The 13110-nt window shown below is 53.8% G+C and carries 11 protein-coding genes; 5 read left to right on the top strand and 6 right to left on the bottom strand.

The annotated features are described in order from the left end of the window. Positions 1-211 precede the first annotated feature (211 nt). On the top strand, positions 212-1561 hold the full coding sequence (locus K5Y32_RS18730) for an Ig-like domain-containing protein (RefSeq protein ID WP_222185409.1): 1350 nt from the start codon (positions 212-214) through the stop codon (positions 1559-1561). 60 nt (positions 1562-1621) lie between these two features. Beyond that, positions 1622-2746 carry an Ig-like domain-containing protein gene (locus K5Y32_RS18725; RefSeq protein WP_222185408.1) on the top strand — a complete coding sequence of 375 codons (1125 nt, stop codon included), beginning with the start codon at positions 1622-1624 and terminating at the stop codon, positions 2744-2746. A gap of 110 nt (positions 2747-2856) precedes the next feature. On the opposite strand, the gene exbD is transcribed toward K5Y32_RS18725, so the two are convergent. Both exbD and exbB read right to left on the bottom strand, forming a co-directional pair. Continuing rightward, complete coding sequence (exbD, locus tag K5Y32_RS18720) at positions 2857-3279, bottom strand: TonB system transport protein ExbD (RefSeq protein ID WP_008103349.1); 423 nt, start codon at positions 3277-3279, stop codon at positions 2857-2859. Between the two features lie 5 nt (positions 3280-3284). Beyond that, complete coding sequence (gene exbB / locus K5Y32_RS18715; protein WP_176972228.1) at positions 3285-4013, bottom strand: tol-pal system-associated acyl-CoA thioesterase; 729 nt, start codon at positions 4011-4013, stop codon at positions 3285-3287. A gap of 260 nt (positions 4014-4273) precedes the next feature. Between exbB and metC the strand changes: the two genes are divergently transcribed. Then, complete coding sequence (gene metC, locus K5Y32_RS18710) at positions 4274-5464, top strand: cystathionine beta-lyase (RefSeq protein WP_222185407.1); 1191 nt, start codon at positions 4274-4276, stop codon at positions 5462-5464. A gap of 98 nt (positions 5465-5562) precedes the next feature. After that, a complete protein-coding gene (locus K5Y32_RS18705; RefSeq protein ID WP_101761796.1) occupies positions 5563-6225 on the top strand; it encodes a DedA family protein in 663 nt (220 codons plus the stop codon). Here the strand turns inward: K5Y32_RS18705 and K5Y32_RS18700 are convergent, their stop codons facing one another. Further along, the gene (locus tag K5Y32_RS18700; protein WP_222185406.1) at positions 6226-7137 is read right to left on the bottom strand and encodes an AraC family transcriptional regulator; all 912 of its coding nucleotides are present in this window, start codon (positions 7135-7137) and stop codon (positions 6226-6228) included. Between the two features lie 205 nt (positions 7138-7342). On the opposite strand from K5Y32_RS18700, the gene dkgA reads away from it, so the two are divergent. Beyond that, positions 7343-8170 carry a 2,5-didehydrogluconate reductase DkgA gene (gene dkgA, locus K5Y32_RS18695; RefSeq protein WP_222185405.1) on the top strand — a complete coding sequence of 276 codons (828 nt, stop codon included), beginning with the start codon at positions 7343-7345 and terminating at the stop codon, positions 8168-8170. A gap of 63 nt (positions 8171-8233) precedes the next feature. On the opposite strand, the gene ftsP is transcribed toward dkgA, so the two are convergent. The 3 genes from ftsP to parC all read right to left on the bottom strand — a co-directional run bounded on the left by ftsP (position 8234) and on the right by parC (position 12830). Further along, complete coding sequence (ftsP, locus tag K5Y32_RS18690; protein WP_222185404.1) at positions 8234-9661, bottom strand: cell division protein FtsP; 1428 nt, start codon at positions 9659-9661, stop codon at positions 8234-8236. A 119-nt stretch (positions 9662-9780) separates the two neighbouring features. Continuing rightward, complete coding sequence (locus tag K5Y32_RS18685; protein WP_101763012.1) at positions 9781-10518, bottom strand: 1-acylglycerol-3-phosphate O-acyltransferase; 738 nt, start codon at positions 10516-10518, stop codon at positions 9781-9783. A 41-nt stretch (positions 10519-10559) separates the two neighbouring features. Next, positions 10560-12830: a DNA topoisomerase IV subunit A gene (gene parC / locus K5Y32_RS18680; RefSeq protein ID WP_137386541.1), complete on the bottom strand. Its 2271-nt coding sequence runs from the start codon at positions 12828-12830 to the stop codon at positions 10560-10562. Positions 12831-13110 lie beyond the last annotated feature (280 nt).

Genomic DNA, 13110 nt, shown 5'->3' with positions numbered 1-13110 from the left:
TAGTGTACAGAGGTTGATCGCGAGCGCCGCAGGAAAATATTTACGCTTATTTAACGCTTTCCATGCCTCTATTAACTTCATCCAGGATTTTTCCTACTTCGGGACATTTCTCGTACATGCATTTAAGTGTCCCTCTTACTCTCACGTCCGCCAGATTAACGAAACAATTAATCTTATCTAACCCCAGAAATCTATGTTGAAGGACACAACCATGAGTAACCCTATTGGTACCACGAACGAAAAATGGACTAAAGATCGACAGAGTAAATTCAGCGGCACCGAAGTCGCTGAAAAAGGCAGCACCATGGAGATCGTGCTGAATGGCATGGTCTACACCACGCTGATTGATCCCCTCACCGGCAAATGGGACTGGAAGCCGCCCTTTGAACTGGAAGATGGCCGCTACACCCTCACTTTCCGCATGATTGATCAGGCCATGAATATCGGCGCGCCCTATATGATGATCCTCAACGTCGATAACACCGCCCCGGGCCAGCCGGAAATCCTGCGCGTGGAAGATAAAGCCGGAGATAAGACAGGCTGGTTAACCCCGGGCGCGCAAACCGATGATAAAAAACCGTCCTTCAGCGGCAGCGCCGAAGCGGGCTCTATGGTGCGCCTTTTAGATGGTAATACGGTGATTGGCAGCGCCGTTGCCGATGAGAACGGCCGCTGGACAATTATTCCTAAAGATCCCCTGACTGACGGTGATCACAATTTCACTGTAACCAGCGCGGATAAACTGGGCAATATCAGCGTGCCTTCAGACAACTTCAAGCTGTCTATTGCTAAAGATCCAGCCGATAATCAATTTTTAAGGGGACATGAAAACTTTGATGACTGCCCATATATGTCACGGTTATCTGAATGGGAATTTGATTCTGGCGTGAAATTCAGCAGCAGCAGCAGCAACTCCAAATGCATAAGCGTAACTGGAGAACTTGACATGGGCAAGCTAGTGGAAATAAATACAGATCCAGCAACGATGAGTTTTGGTTCTGCAGTTGAGTCAGTATCCTTTAGATATCAAGCAATACCTAATGGATCAGTCGTTTTTCTTGACGAAAATGGAAAAACCCTCGACAGATATAGTTTAGGAAAAAACGACTATGAATACTTCCATGATATGAATTATACAGCACCATCCGGGAAGACAATTGCTTCAGTTAAATTTATACCTCAAGAGGTTCCCGGCATCGACTATGGCAGGGTATATATTGATACGATTAGTTGGAAATATCCTTCCTCATCCGTTAATAAGACAATGGATATTCAGGATGAAACTCATAACGACATCAGCATCCACGAAGTCTCACTGAATAAAATTTTAGCCGAGGGTGATAACAGTCTGTTTATTGACGACGGTAAAACCCAGTTTATGGTCAACGGCAATAACGGCGATGTTGTGCAGCTAAAAGACATTCTGCCGCAGGGCGAGGAGTTTACCGGCTGGCAGCAGCAGACGGGAACCGTCACTATCGCCGGGACGGAATATCACGTCTATAACCACGGCGAAGCTGAACTGCTGGTGCAGGAAGGCGTGAAAACCGAACTGGTTTAACCCCTGTTTTCCTCTTTTTGCAGGCGCACCGCGCCTGCCCTTTAACCCTGGGTGTTAACAATGAACACAGTACAAAACGCGTTAAAACAATGGATCAAGGATCCAAATTGGAAATTTAGTAGCAAAGCTCCTGGTGAAAACGGTTCAACTGTGGAGATCGTGCTTGATAATATAGTTTATACCGTCATTGTGCAAAATGAACGATGGGAGTGGACACCACCTACGCCGTTGAGCGAAGGCGAACACACTTTTAGCGTTCGCCTTATTGATGCAGCCGGTAATTATGGCGCTCCTCTGCTGGTAATATTAGACGTTGATACTCAACATCCCGATGCACCGTTAATCCTTCAGGCATTTGATGATGCCGGGAAGCAAACGGGCATGCTTTCTCCGGGCGATATCACTGATGATAAAACGCCAACCCTGAAAGGCGTGGCAGCTCCTAATAGCAAGGTAAATATCTATGACGGTGACGAACTGATCAAAACTACCACGTCGGACAAAAACGGTTTCTGGGAGGCGTATGTTGAGTTGGAGGATGGTAAGCATGAACTGCGCGCCGAAACTGTTGATTCACACGATCGTAAAAGCAGCAAGTCAGAGCCCTTTACGCTGATAGTGGAAGCGCTTCCGGGTGGCATTGATGACGCGCCGGTGCTGGATCGCATCTATGATGATGTTGGCGCTGGTATTGGCGATCTGTCCAACGGCAGCAAGACCAACGACAACCAACCCACGCTGTATGGAACCGGCATCGCCGGACATAAGGTTGAGGTTTTTGATAATGGTGTATTGATTGGAGAGGCTCCCATCGCCGCCGATGGCAGCTGGAACTTTACTCCGGGGAGCAAGCTGGCGGAGGGCGCACACACCTTTAGCGTGGCGCATAAAGGAAGCGACGTAAAATCTCCTGTCTGGGATATAACAGTGGATACCATTAAGCCACCGTTGCCGATTATTAATGCAGTGCTGAGTGAGGCCACAGAAGGAATCTTTATCGCCAATGGTAAAACGCAGCAATTACTGGGCGGCGATGAAGCTGAGGTTGCACAGTGGCATGCCGCGCTTAATAACAGCGAAAGCGGTTGGACACAACAAGCCGGTACGTTGACGGTAGCTGGCGTGCAGTATCAGGTTTATAGCCAAGGTGAGAGTGAGTTGCTGGTGCAAACTGAGCAGTTCTAATAACTTTATTTATCTTATTAGCAGGCACTCTGTGCCTGCTTTTTTTTCAGTAATAAAAAAGCCACTCAAAGAGCGGCCTTTCTCATCATTATTACCACTGTAACACGGTGTTATTTCTTCACCGTTTCCATGCCCATCAAACCAATCTTCAGATAACCGGCTTCACGCAGTTGATCCATCACTTCCATCAGGGTGGCGTAATCAACCGATTTATCCGCCTGGAAGAAGATGGTGGTGTCTTTCTTGCCTTCGGTTTGTGCCGTCAACGCATTCACCAGCGTCTCTTTGGTGACCGCATCGTTACCGATGAAGATCTGCTTATCTTCCTTGATGGAGAGATAAACCGGTTTTTCCGGACGCGGCTGCGGCGCGCTGGTCGATGCTGGCAGGTTTACGCGCACATCGACGGTAGCTAATGGCGCGGCGACCATAAAGATGATCAGCAGAACTAACATGACGTCGATAAACGGCGTCACGTTGATTTCGTGCATTTCGCCATCGCCGACCGAGTCATCGTTTAAACGCATCGCCATAATACTTATCCTACGCGCAGTTTCTGTGCCGCCGCTGGACGGTTGGCTTCTTTCGCGGTATCGACGTTGCCGAGATCCAGATCGCGGCTCTGCAGCAACATCACCTGTGCGGCGACATCGCCCAGCGACGCTTTGTAGCTGGCAATCATACGCGCGAACACGTTGTAAATGACGACTGCTGGGATTGCTGCCACCAGACCAATCGCGGTAGCCAGCAGCGCCTCGGCGATGCCCGGCGCGACGACTGCGAGGTTAGTGGTTTGCGTTTTAGCGATGCCGATAAAGCTGTTCATGATGCCCCATACGGTACCGAACAGACCGATAAACGGCGCAACGGAGCCGATGGTGGCGAGGAAGCCATTACCGCGACCGGCATGACGGCTGAATGCAGCAACGCGGCGATCGAGACGGAAGCTGGTGCGCTCTTTAATGCCGTCCAGATCTTCGGTGCCAGCGGACAGCTCCAGCTCATTCTGCGCGTCGTTGAGCAGCACAGCGCTGTGGCTGTTGCCTTTGAAGTTTTCAGCAGCACGGTAAGCATCGTTTAACGAGCGGGCTTCGCCCAGCGCTTGCTGCTCGCGTTTCAGGCGACGTTTCGCCCCGCTCAGCTCAGCAAACTTACCGAAGAAAATTGCCCATGTGACAACGGAAGCCAGTAACAGGCCAATCATCACAATCTTTACCACGATATCGGCATGCTGATACATGCCCCAAACGGAAAGATCCGTTTGCATCAAATCACTGGCTACCACGCTGCATCTCCAACTTCTGTTGCACAGTTCACGATTGAAGCGCGGATCATAGCAAAAAATACCACCGAAGTGATAGTGGTTCTCATTACTATTTACAAAGCAAAGATGCCCGCGATTTCCACAAGTTAGCGGATGTTATGCGCAATACTGGCCTCACTCTGATAATCCGCAATCAGGCTCAACCCGCTACACTGATTCGTGGTAACGTGAATGTTTTGTGGGAAATGTCAGGAAAGGCAGTGATGGCAACGAAAAAAATAGACACCACGCTTGTCAGCGCGGGACGCAGTAAACGTTACACGCAAGGCTCAGTTAACAGCGTAATTCAACGCGCTTCATCCCTGGTTTTTGACACGGTCGCCGACAAGAAACGTGCTACCGCTGGCCGCGCGTCAGGCGAGCTGTTTTATGGTCGTCGCGGCACCCTCACCCATTTCTCGCTACAAGACGCCATGACCGAGCTGGAAGGCGGCGCAGGTTGCGCGCTCTATCCGTGCGGCGCGGCGGCGGTCTCTAATGCCATTTTGTCCTTTGTCGCAGCCGGCGACCATATTCTGGTGAGCGGCGCCGTCTACGAACCGACGCAGGATTTCTGCTCGAAAATTCTCAGTAAGCTGAACGTCGCCACCACCTATTTCGATCACTGCATCGGCAGCGAAATTGGCGAACTGGTGCAGCCGAATACGCGCGTGGTGTTCCTGGAATCACCGGCATCGATCACCATGGAAGTGCAGGATATTCCAGCAATTGTTGCCGCCGTGCGCGCCAAAGCGCCGGAGGCGATCATCATGATCGATAACACCTGGGCGGCGGGCGTGTTGTTTAACGCGCTGGAGCATGGCATTGATATTTCGATTCAGGCCGGTACCAAATACATTATTGGTCACAGCGACGCGATGATTGGCACGGCGGTAGCGAATGAACGTTGCTGGCCGCAGCTGCGCGAGAACTCCTATCTGATGGGCCAGATGGTCGATGCCGATACCGCCTATATGGCGAGCCGCGGTATTCGTACATTGGGCACGCGTCTGCGTCAGCATGAAGAGAGCGGATTGCAGGTGGCCGAATGGCTGGCAACGCAGCCGGAAGTGGCGCGCGTTAATCATCCGGCGCTGGCGCAGTGTAAAGGCCACGCATTCTGGCAGCGCGATTTCAGCGGCAGCAGCGGTTTGTTCTCGTTCATCCTGCATGAAAAACTGAGCCGTGAGCAGCTGGCAAATTACCTCGATCACTTCCACCATTTCAGCATGGCGTATTCGTGGGGCGGCTATGAATCACTGATTCTGGCGAACCAGCCTGAAGAGCTGGCGGCGATTCGTCCGGCGGGCGGCGTGGATTTTGACGGCACGCTGGTGCGTCTGCATATCGGCCTCGAACATGTCGATGACTTGCTGGATGATCTTAAAGCCGGTTTTGCACGTTTAAGAAGTTAAACAGAAGATAAACCACGCTGTGGCGGCGATGAGAGATCAACGTATGCAATGCCACAGAAGGTTAAAATTAGACTCCTTGTGACTCGATGGAATAGCTGATGGGTGTTTTACATGAGATTGTCCAGGCGCTTTGGCATCAGGATTTTGCCGCGCTCGGCAATCCGGATGTGGTTTGGATTGTCTACGGCGTGATGTTTTTAACGCTGTTTCTGGAAAACGGTTTGCTGCCCGCGTCATTCCTGCCGGGCGATAGCCTGCTGTTACTGGCGGGCGCGATGGTCGCCAAAGGTGTGATGGACTTCGTGCCGACCATTGTGATTCTGACCACGGCGGCCAGTCTCGGCTGCTGGCTCAGCTATCTGCAAGGACGCTGGCTCGGCAACACCAAACTGGTGAAAAGCTGGTTGCTGCATCTGCCCGCGCAATATCATCAGCGCGCGTGGAATATGTTTAACCGCCACGGTTTGATGGCGCTGCTGGTTGGCCGCTTCCTGGCCTTTGTGCGCACCTTACTGCCGACCATGGCCGGGATTTCCGGCTTAAACAATGGCCGCTTCCAGCTGTTTAACTGGCTGAGCGGCTTGTTGTGGGTTGGGATTGTGGTGACGCTGGGCTACGGTATCAGCCATGTGCCCTTTATCAAGCGCCATGAAGATCAGGTGATGGCGATCCTGATGATTCTGCCGATCGCGCTGCTGTTTATCGGCCTGGCCGGCAGCATTGTGGTGATCTGGAAAAAACGCCGCCAGAAACTCTCCTGATTACGACGCGGCGTCAAACGGTAAGGTTTGACGCACGCGGCTCGCCTCTTCTCCCGGCGTCACGCCGAAATAGCGCTTAAACTCACGCGAAAACTGCGATGGGCTTTCATAACCGACGCGCACCGCCGCCGCGCTGGCTTTCATGCCATCCTGCAGCATCATCAGGCGCGCCTGATGCAGGCGATAGCGCTTAAGGTATTGCAGCGGCGAGGTTTGCGTCACCGCTTTGAAGTTATGATGAAACGCCGAAACGCTCATGTTCACTTCGGCGGCCAGCATATCGACGCTCAGGCTTTCAGCAAAATGGTTTTCGATGCGACGCAGCGCGCGTGCAATCTGGCTGAACTGCGTCTGCCGATTGACCAGCGACAGCAGCGCGCCGCCAATCGGTCCGGTTAACACGTAATAGATGATCTCGCGCACCAGCTGCGGACCCAGCACGCGGGCGTCGCGCGGGTTATTCATCACATCCAGCAAGCGTTCGGCCGCACACAGCATCTCTTCACTCATAAACGCCGAATGGATGCCGGAGGTTTGCGCCTGCGGCTGGAACTGCTCGTCATCGCCGATGTCCATCAGCAAATCCTGCAGGCTGGCAACATCCACGCTCAAACACATGCCGGCTAACGGCTCCGCCAGGGAGGCTTCGGTTTCGCACTCCACCGGCAGCGGCACGGTGAGCATCAGATATTTGGTGGCGTCGTAGTGGAAAACCGTGCTGCCGAGATAACCGGTTTTACGTCCCTGAAACAGAATCACGATGCCAGGTTGATACATCATCGGCGTACGCGGCAAGGTTTCGCAGGCGTAGATCAGTTTGACGTTTTCTACCGCGCACAGCGGCTTATTCAGATCACTCATCAGCGAAACTACACGCTGCGCTAGCTGACGGCAAAGGGCGTCGTTTGGCATGCATCTCTCTCGGGCAGCTAAAAAGTCAGTTTGCCGTAAGGCTGTGCAAAGCTCCACTATTCTGGAGAATCAGGCAAGATTCTTGCAGAAATCCATCAGGCAAAAGTGCCGCCCGCTTGCCACAATGATCCTGAGGTGAGGTTTGTTGACTAGACTTAAGCACATCTTTTCTACGGTAAGTCCCTGCAACAGATAAGGAGCAATTATGGCAGATCAACCCATTATTAAATTGCGCGACGGCAACATGATGCCGCAGCTTGGCCTCGGCGTGTGGCAAGCGAGCATTGAGGATGCGCGTAACGCCATCCTGGAAGCCCTGAAAGTCGGCTATCGCTCCATCGATACCGCCGCTATCTACAAAAATGAGGAAGCGGTTGGGCAAGCGCTGCAAGATACCGACGTGGCGCGCGAAGACATTTTTATCACCACCAAATTGTGGAACGACGACCAAACCAACTGGCAGCAGGCGATGGAAACCAGCCTGAAGAAGTTGCAGCTGGAGCAGGTGGATTTATATCTGATGCACTGGCCGTGCCCGGAAAAAGATAACTACGTTGAAGCCTGGAAAGGCTTGATTGAGCTGCAGCAACAGGGCTTAACCAAAAGCATCGGCGTATGTAACTTCCACGAGGCGCACCTAAAGCGTTTGATCGATGAAACCGGCGTGTCGCCGGTGGTGAACCAGATTGAGCTGCATCCGATGCTGCAACAGCGCACGCTGCATGCGTGGAATGCGCTGCACCAGATTCAAACCGAATCCTGGAGTCCGCTGGCGCAAGGCGGTAAAGGCGTGTTTGATCAGGAGATTATCCGCGAGCTGGCCAAGAAATATAGCAAGACGCCGGCACAGATTGTTATCCGCTGGCATCTGGATAGCGGTTTGGTGGTGATTCCGAAGTCGATTACCCCGGAACGTATTCGTGAGAATTTCCAGGTGTTTGATTTTAGGTTGGATAAAACTGAAGTGAGTGAGATCAGTAGGCTGGATAGCGGCAACCGTTTGGGACCGGATCCGGAGGCGTTTAACGGATAGTGATGTGAAAAGGTCGCCATAAATGGCGACCCTACGGTGCGCGATTATGCGCACCGTTTTTTATTAAGACGCTGAATTCACCAATAACTGCCCCGCCGTCCCGCGATCTGCCATCTCTAACGTCTGGCTGTAATAGACAAACGGGAAGTGATCCGACGAACTCTGCGGGAAGCTCACCAGCAGCTCCACGCTGCCATCCACCCAAACGGTATCTTTCCAGCCGCGATCTTCGCCCATCGGCTGCGCGCCATTGACGTTCTTAATCAGGAACATCACGCCCTGAATATGCAGCGATTGCGGGCGATCGGCGTGGATAATCCAGCGCTCGAAGGTGCCCTGCTGCACGGTGGTATCGATGCGGTTCATGTCCCACAACACGCCGTTAATGCCCGGCTCGCTGTCACCAATACGGAATTCGCGCGTGCGCACCGCCACGCCATCAAGAATCTGATCCGCCAGCAAACGCATCGGCAGATTGTCAGTCACCAGCGGCAATAAACCGGTTGGGCGTAAGCTCAGCACCAGCGTATTGGTCAGAATCGATGACGGCTCAAACAATCCGCGCAGGCGATCCATCAAACCCGCCGCCGTTCCGGCCATGATCGAGACTTCATCGCCCTGTGACATATCCACCAGCACTTCGCGACGTTCGCCGGGAGCCAGCGTCAGCAGCTGCACCGCCACCGGCGCAGGCAGGAAGCCCTGATCGCTGGCGATCACCGTAAAGGGGCGATTATCGGAGAAGGTGAGATCGAAGCGGCGCGCGTTCGAGCCGTTCAGCAAACGCAAACGCACCCAGCCGCGTGAGACTTCGACATAGGGATTTTGCACGCCGTTCACCAGCAGCACGTCGCCCATAAAACCGCCGCTGGAGGGCGGGTTATAAACCGGCGTGGCGAAGTTATCGAGGCGCTTGTCCTGAATAATCAGCGGGAAATCATCGACGCCATAATGCTTCGGTAGCGGCAGCGATTTACTGACGTCATCTTCCACCAGCCACATGCCGGCGAGTCCGTTGTAGACGTGCGGCGCCATGCGATTTGGCGTATTGGCGTGATACCACAATGTGCCCGCACCCTGACGAATCGGCAGCACCGGCGCCCAGTCGGCTCCGGCCGACATCATGCGCGGCGCACCGCCCATTAACGCGCCCGGCACCTGCAAACCGCTGACGGTCATCGATACCGGTTCGTTGAGGCGGTTACTGTAAATCAGCTTCACATCGTCGCCGCTATACACGCGCACCGTTGGGCCGAGATACATGCCGTTAAAGCCCCACACCGGCACTTTGTTGCTGTTGCCGCTGAACGACCAATGGCTGCGCTGCAAGGTGAGAAACAGCGGCTGACCGCGACGTGATTCAATCAGCGGTGGAATAGGAAGTGGCGTATCGCCCAATGGCACGGCGGCGCGGGCGGCGAAAGGCATAGCACCGGAAGCCAGTGCGACACCGGCAGAAAGCTGAATAAACTGACGTCTGCTGCAAGACATAAAACTTCAGACCTTTTGAGCGTGGCGTGAGGACGCCGTGTCCATGTTGTTCTAATTAATGATGAGTTGCTGTGTGGCTTGAGAACGGGGCAGATGATCACCTGCCCCATTTTGGCTGCTCAGAGTTTACCGTTTTTTTCGCGTTCGGCGACTTCGGCGTTCAATTCTTCCAGTTTAGTCGACATTAATTCACGGCAGTGCGTGGCGAGCTTACGCACCGAGGTGGTAGCAAACTGCGAGGTATCGACCGGCGGCAACATCTCCACAATTACCAAACCGTTGTTCCAGCGGTTCAGCTTGATCTTGTCGTGGGTGTTGGAAACCACAATCGGGATGATTGGCACACCGGCTGCTACCGCTGCATGAAACGCACCGGTTTTGAACGGCAGCAAACCACGACCGCGGCTGCGCGTCCCTTCCGGGAACATCCAGAACGAAATGCGCTTTTTGTTGAACTGCTCCACCAACTCACCGATGGTGCCGTGCGCTTTGGAGCGGTTATCACGGTCAATCAGCAGGTTACCGGTCAGCCAGTAGAGCTGGCCAAAGAACGGAATCCACAGCAGGCTTTTCTTGCCCACGGTCACGGTGGTCGGCTGCACGATTTTGGCCGCCGTGATCATGTCGTAGTTGTTCTGGTGGTTAGCGATATAGATCGCGTTACCGTAATGCGCGGCTTCCGCCGGTTTACGCAGTTCCACTTTGAGACCAAACACCGTCGACAGCCGACCGAGCAGATGGCCGAAAGTTGCGACGTGACGCGGATTACGCGGTGAAAACAGACACCAGATACAGCCAACAATACTGACCAGAATCGAATAAACAATAACAATAATTGCTCGTAAAATTAGTAACATAGATTCCTCAAATGGGGCATTCCATCGCCTGAATTACAGCGTTACTCTTCACTCGCGTCGGCTTTCGGACGCGCTGGTGCATTCACTTCTACGCTATCGATACGTTGCAGGCCACGCGCCACGCTGCCGCGACGACCGCGCTCGGCACGCACTTTTTGCAGATCTTCATCACGCATGATCAGCTTACGTTTACCGACATACACGGTGATTGACGCGCCCGGCGGCAGAATCAGCAACCATTGTAATTTGTCGGTGCCCGCCGCGGCTTCCGCTGCAGGAATCGAGATGATCTTGTTGCCTTTGCCTTTCGACATCTGCGGCAGATCGCCAACCGGGAACATCAACATGCGTCCGGCCTGGGTAATTGCCAGCAGCATATCATCGCCCGAATGTACCGCCATTGGCGTCATCACTTTGGCGTTTTCCGGCAGCGTCAGCAGCGCTTTACCGGCACGGTTGCGCGACACCAGATCGGCAAAGGTACAGATGAAACCGTAACCGGCGTCAGAGGCCATCAACAGCTTCTGATCGTCAGGCTCCATCAGCACCTGCTCAATCACGGCGCCCGGCGGTGGCGTCAGTTTGCCAGTGAGCGGCTCGCCCTGCCCGCGCGCAGACGGCAATGAGGTCGGATCCAGCGTGTAGCTGCGTCCGGTGGAGTCGATAAAGGCCACCGGCTGATTGCTCTTGCCGCGTGCGGCGGCCAGATAGCTGTCGCCCGCTTTGTAGCTTAAGCCCGCCGGATCGATATCGTGACCTTTGGCGCTGCGCACCCAGCCCATCTGCGACAGCACGATGGTCACCGGCTCAGCGCTCACCAGCTCGGTTTCGCTCAGCGCTTTGGCTTCTTCGCGCTCGTGCAGCGGCGAACGGCGATCGTCGCCGTAGGTTTGGCTATCGGCCAGCAACTCTTTCTTCAGCAGATTGCTCATCTTGCGCTCGGACGCCAGAATCGCCTGCAGCTGATCGCGTTCTTTTTCCAAATCCGCCTGCTCGCCGCGAATCTTCATCTCTTCCAGTTTGGCGAGATGGCGCAGTTTCAGTTCGAGAATCGCTTCGGCCTGGGTTTCACTGATGTCAAAACGCGACATCAGCACCGGCTTCGGCTCATCCTCGGTACGGATGATGTGGATCACTTCATCAATATTGAGGAACGCCACCAGCATACCTTCAAGAATATGCAGGCGACGCAGCACGCGATCTAAACGATAGTTGAGGCGGCGCGTCACGGTATCGCGGCGATACACCAGCCATTCAGAGAGGATTTCCAGCAGGTTTTTCACCGCCGGACGGTTATCCAGTCCGATCATATTCAGGTTAACGCGGTAGCTTTTTTCCAGATCGGTGGTGGCAAACAGGTGATTCATCACCTGCTCGAGATCCACGCGATTGGAGCGCGGCACAATCACTAAACGCGTCGGGTTTTCGTGGTTGGACTCATCACGCAGATCTTCCACCATCGGCAGCTTTTTATTGCGCATCTGGTTAGCGATCTGCTCCAGCACGCGTGCGCCCGACACCTGATGCGGCAACGCGGTGATCACCACATCACCATCTTCTTTTTTCCACACCGCACGCTGACGAATCGAACCGCGACCGCTCTGATAAATCTTACGGATTTCGCTGCGTGGCGTGATGATCTCCGCTTCGGTCGGGTAATCCGGACCTTGCACAATATCCAGCAGCTCATTCAGCGTGGTTTTCGGGTTGTCGATCAGCTTGACCGCTGCTTCCGCTACTTCGCGCAGGTTATGCGGCGGAATGTCGGTCGCCATCCCCACGGCGATGCCGGTGGTGCCGTTGAGCAGAATATTGGGCAGACGCGCCGGCAACATCTTCGGCTCCTGCAGGGTGCCGTCGAAGTTCGGAATGTAATCGGACGTGCCCTGACCGAGTTCACCCAGCAGGATTTCAGCGTATTTAGACAGGCGCGATTCGGTGTAACGCATCGCGGCGAAGGATTTCGGATCGTCCGGCGCCCCCCAGTTTCCCTGGCCATCCACCAGCGGATAGCGGTAGGAGAAGGGCTGCGCCATCAACACCATCGCTTCATAACAGGCGCTGTCGCCGTGCGGATGGTATTTACCCAGCACGTCACCAACGGTACGCGCCGATTTTTTGAATTTGGCATTGGAATTGAGACCCAATTCCGACATGGCATACACAATACGGCGCTGCACTGGCTTGAGGCCATCGCCGATGTACGGCAGCGCGCGGTCCATGATCACGTACATGGAGTAGTTCAGGTACGCGTTTTCGGTAAACGTGTGCAGGGCAAGACGCTCTGCACCATCCTGCGTCAATTCGCTCATTCAGCTCGCATCCTCACTTCGTGTCCCGCAACGGCGGGACATCCGGCGGTCATTTGGCGAGGATATTACCTTATTCGTACGGTTTAGTCACAGAGAAGCCCGTTCAGCAAACAGAATCGTCTTGCATTAAATAGCGTGATATTGGTTGGAAAATTAAAACGGAATGGTAGCCATGTCACAGTGAATATCGGCAATAATCTGTGAGCAACTTCGCAATTAATATCGCGAGGCATTTAGCGTATTAATGGTGTCCGCAAGCCGGGACAACATTTAGTATGGT

This window comes from Pantoea sp. DY-15 (assembly GCF_019795935.1).
Lineage (GTDB): Bacteria > Pseudomonadota > Gammaproteobacteria > Enterobacterales > Enterobacteriaceae > Pantoea > Pantoea leporis.
Note: the sequence above shows the minus strand (reverse complement) of the source record. Positions and strands in the feature narration are given on the sequence as shown.

Bases quoted from the DNA above. Each gene is read 5' to 3' on its own strand.
- exbB (WP_176972228.1), bottom strand. From the start codon at position 4,013: ATGCAAACGGATCTTTCCGTTTGGGGCATGTATCAGCATGCCGATATC.
- K5Y32_RS18685 (WP_101763012.1), bottom strand. From the start codon at position 10,518: ATGTTACTAATTTTACGAGCAATTATTGTTATTGTTTATTCGATTCTG.
- exbD (WP_008103349.1), bottom strand. From the start codon at position 3,279: ATGGCGATGCGTTTAAACGATGACTCGGTCGGCGATGGCGAAATGCAC.
- parC (WP_137386541.1), bottom strand. From the start codon at position 12,830: ATGAGCGAATTGACGCAGGATGGTGCAGAGCGTCTTGCCCTGCACACG.
- K5Y32_RS18730 (WP_222185409.1), top strand. From the start codon at position 212: ATGAGTAACCCTATTGGTACCACGAACGAAAAATGGACTAAAGATCGA.
- K5Y32_RS18700 (WP_222185406.1), bottom strand. From the start codon at position 7,137: ATGCCAAACGACGCCCTTTGCCGTCAGCTAGCGCAGCGTGTAGTTTCG.
- dkgA (WP_222185405.1), top strand. From the start codon at position 7,343: ATGGCAGATCAACCCATTATTAAATTGCGCGACGGCAACATGATGCCG.
- metC (WP_222185407.1), top strand. From the start codon at position 4,274: ATGGCAACGAAAAAAATAGACACCACGCTTGTCAGCGCGGGACGCAGT.
- K5Y32_RS18705 (WP_101761796.1), top strand. From the start codon at position 5,563: ATGGGTGTTTTACATGAGATTGTCCAGGCGCTTTGGCATCAGGATTTT.
- ftsP (WP_222185404.1), bottom strand. From the start codon at position 9,661: ATGTCTTGCAGCAGACGTCAGTTTATTCAGCTTTCTGCCGGTGTCGCA.
- K5Y32_RS18725 (WP_222185408.1), top strand. From the start codon at position 1,622: ATGAACACAGTACAAAACGCGTTAAAACAATGGATCAAGGATCCAAAT.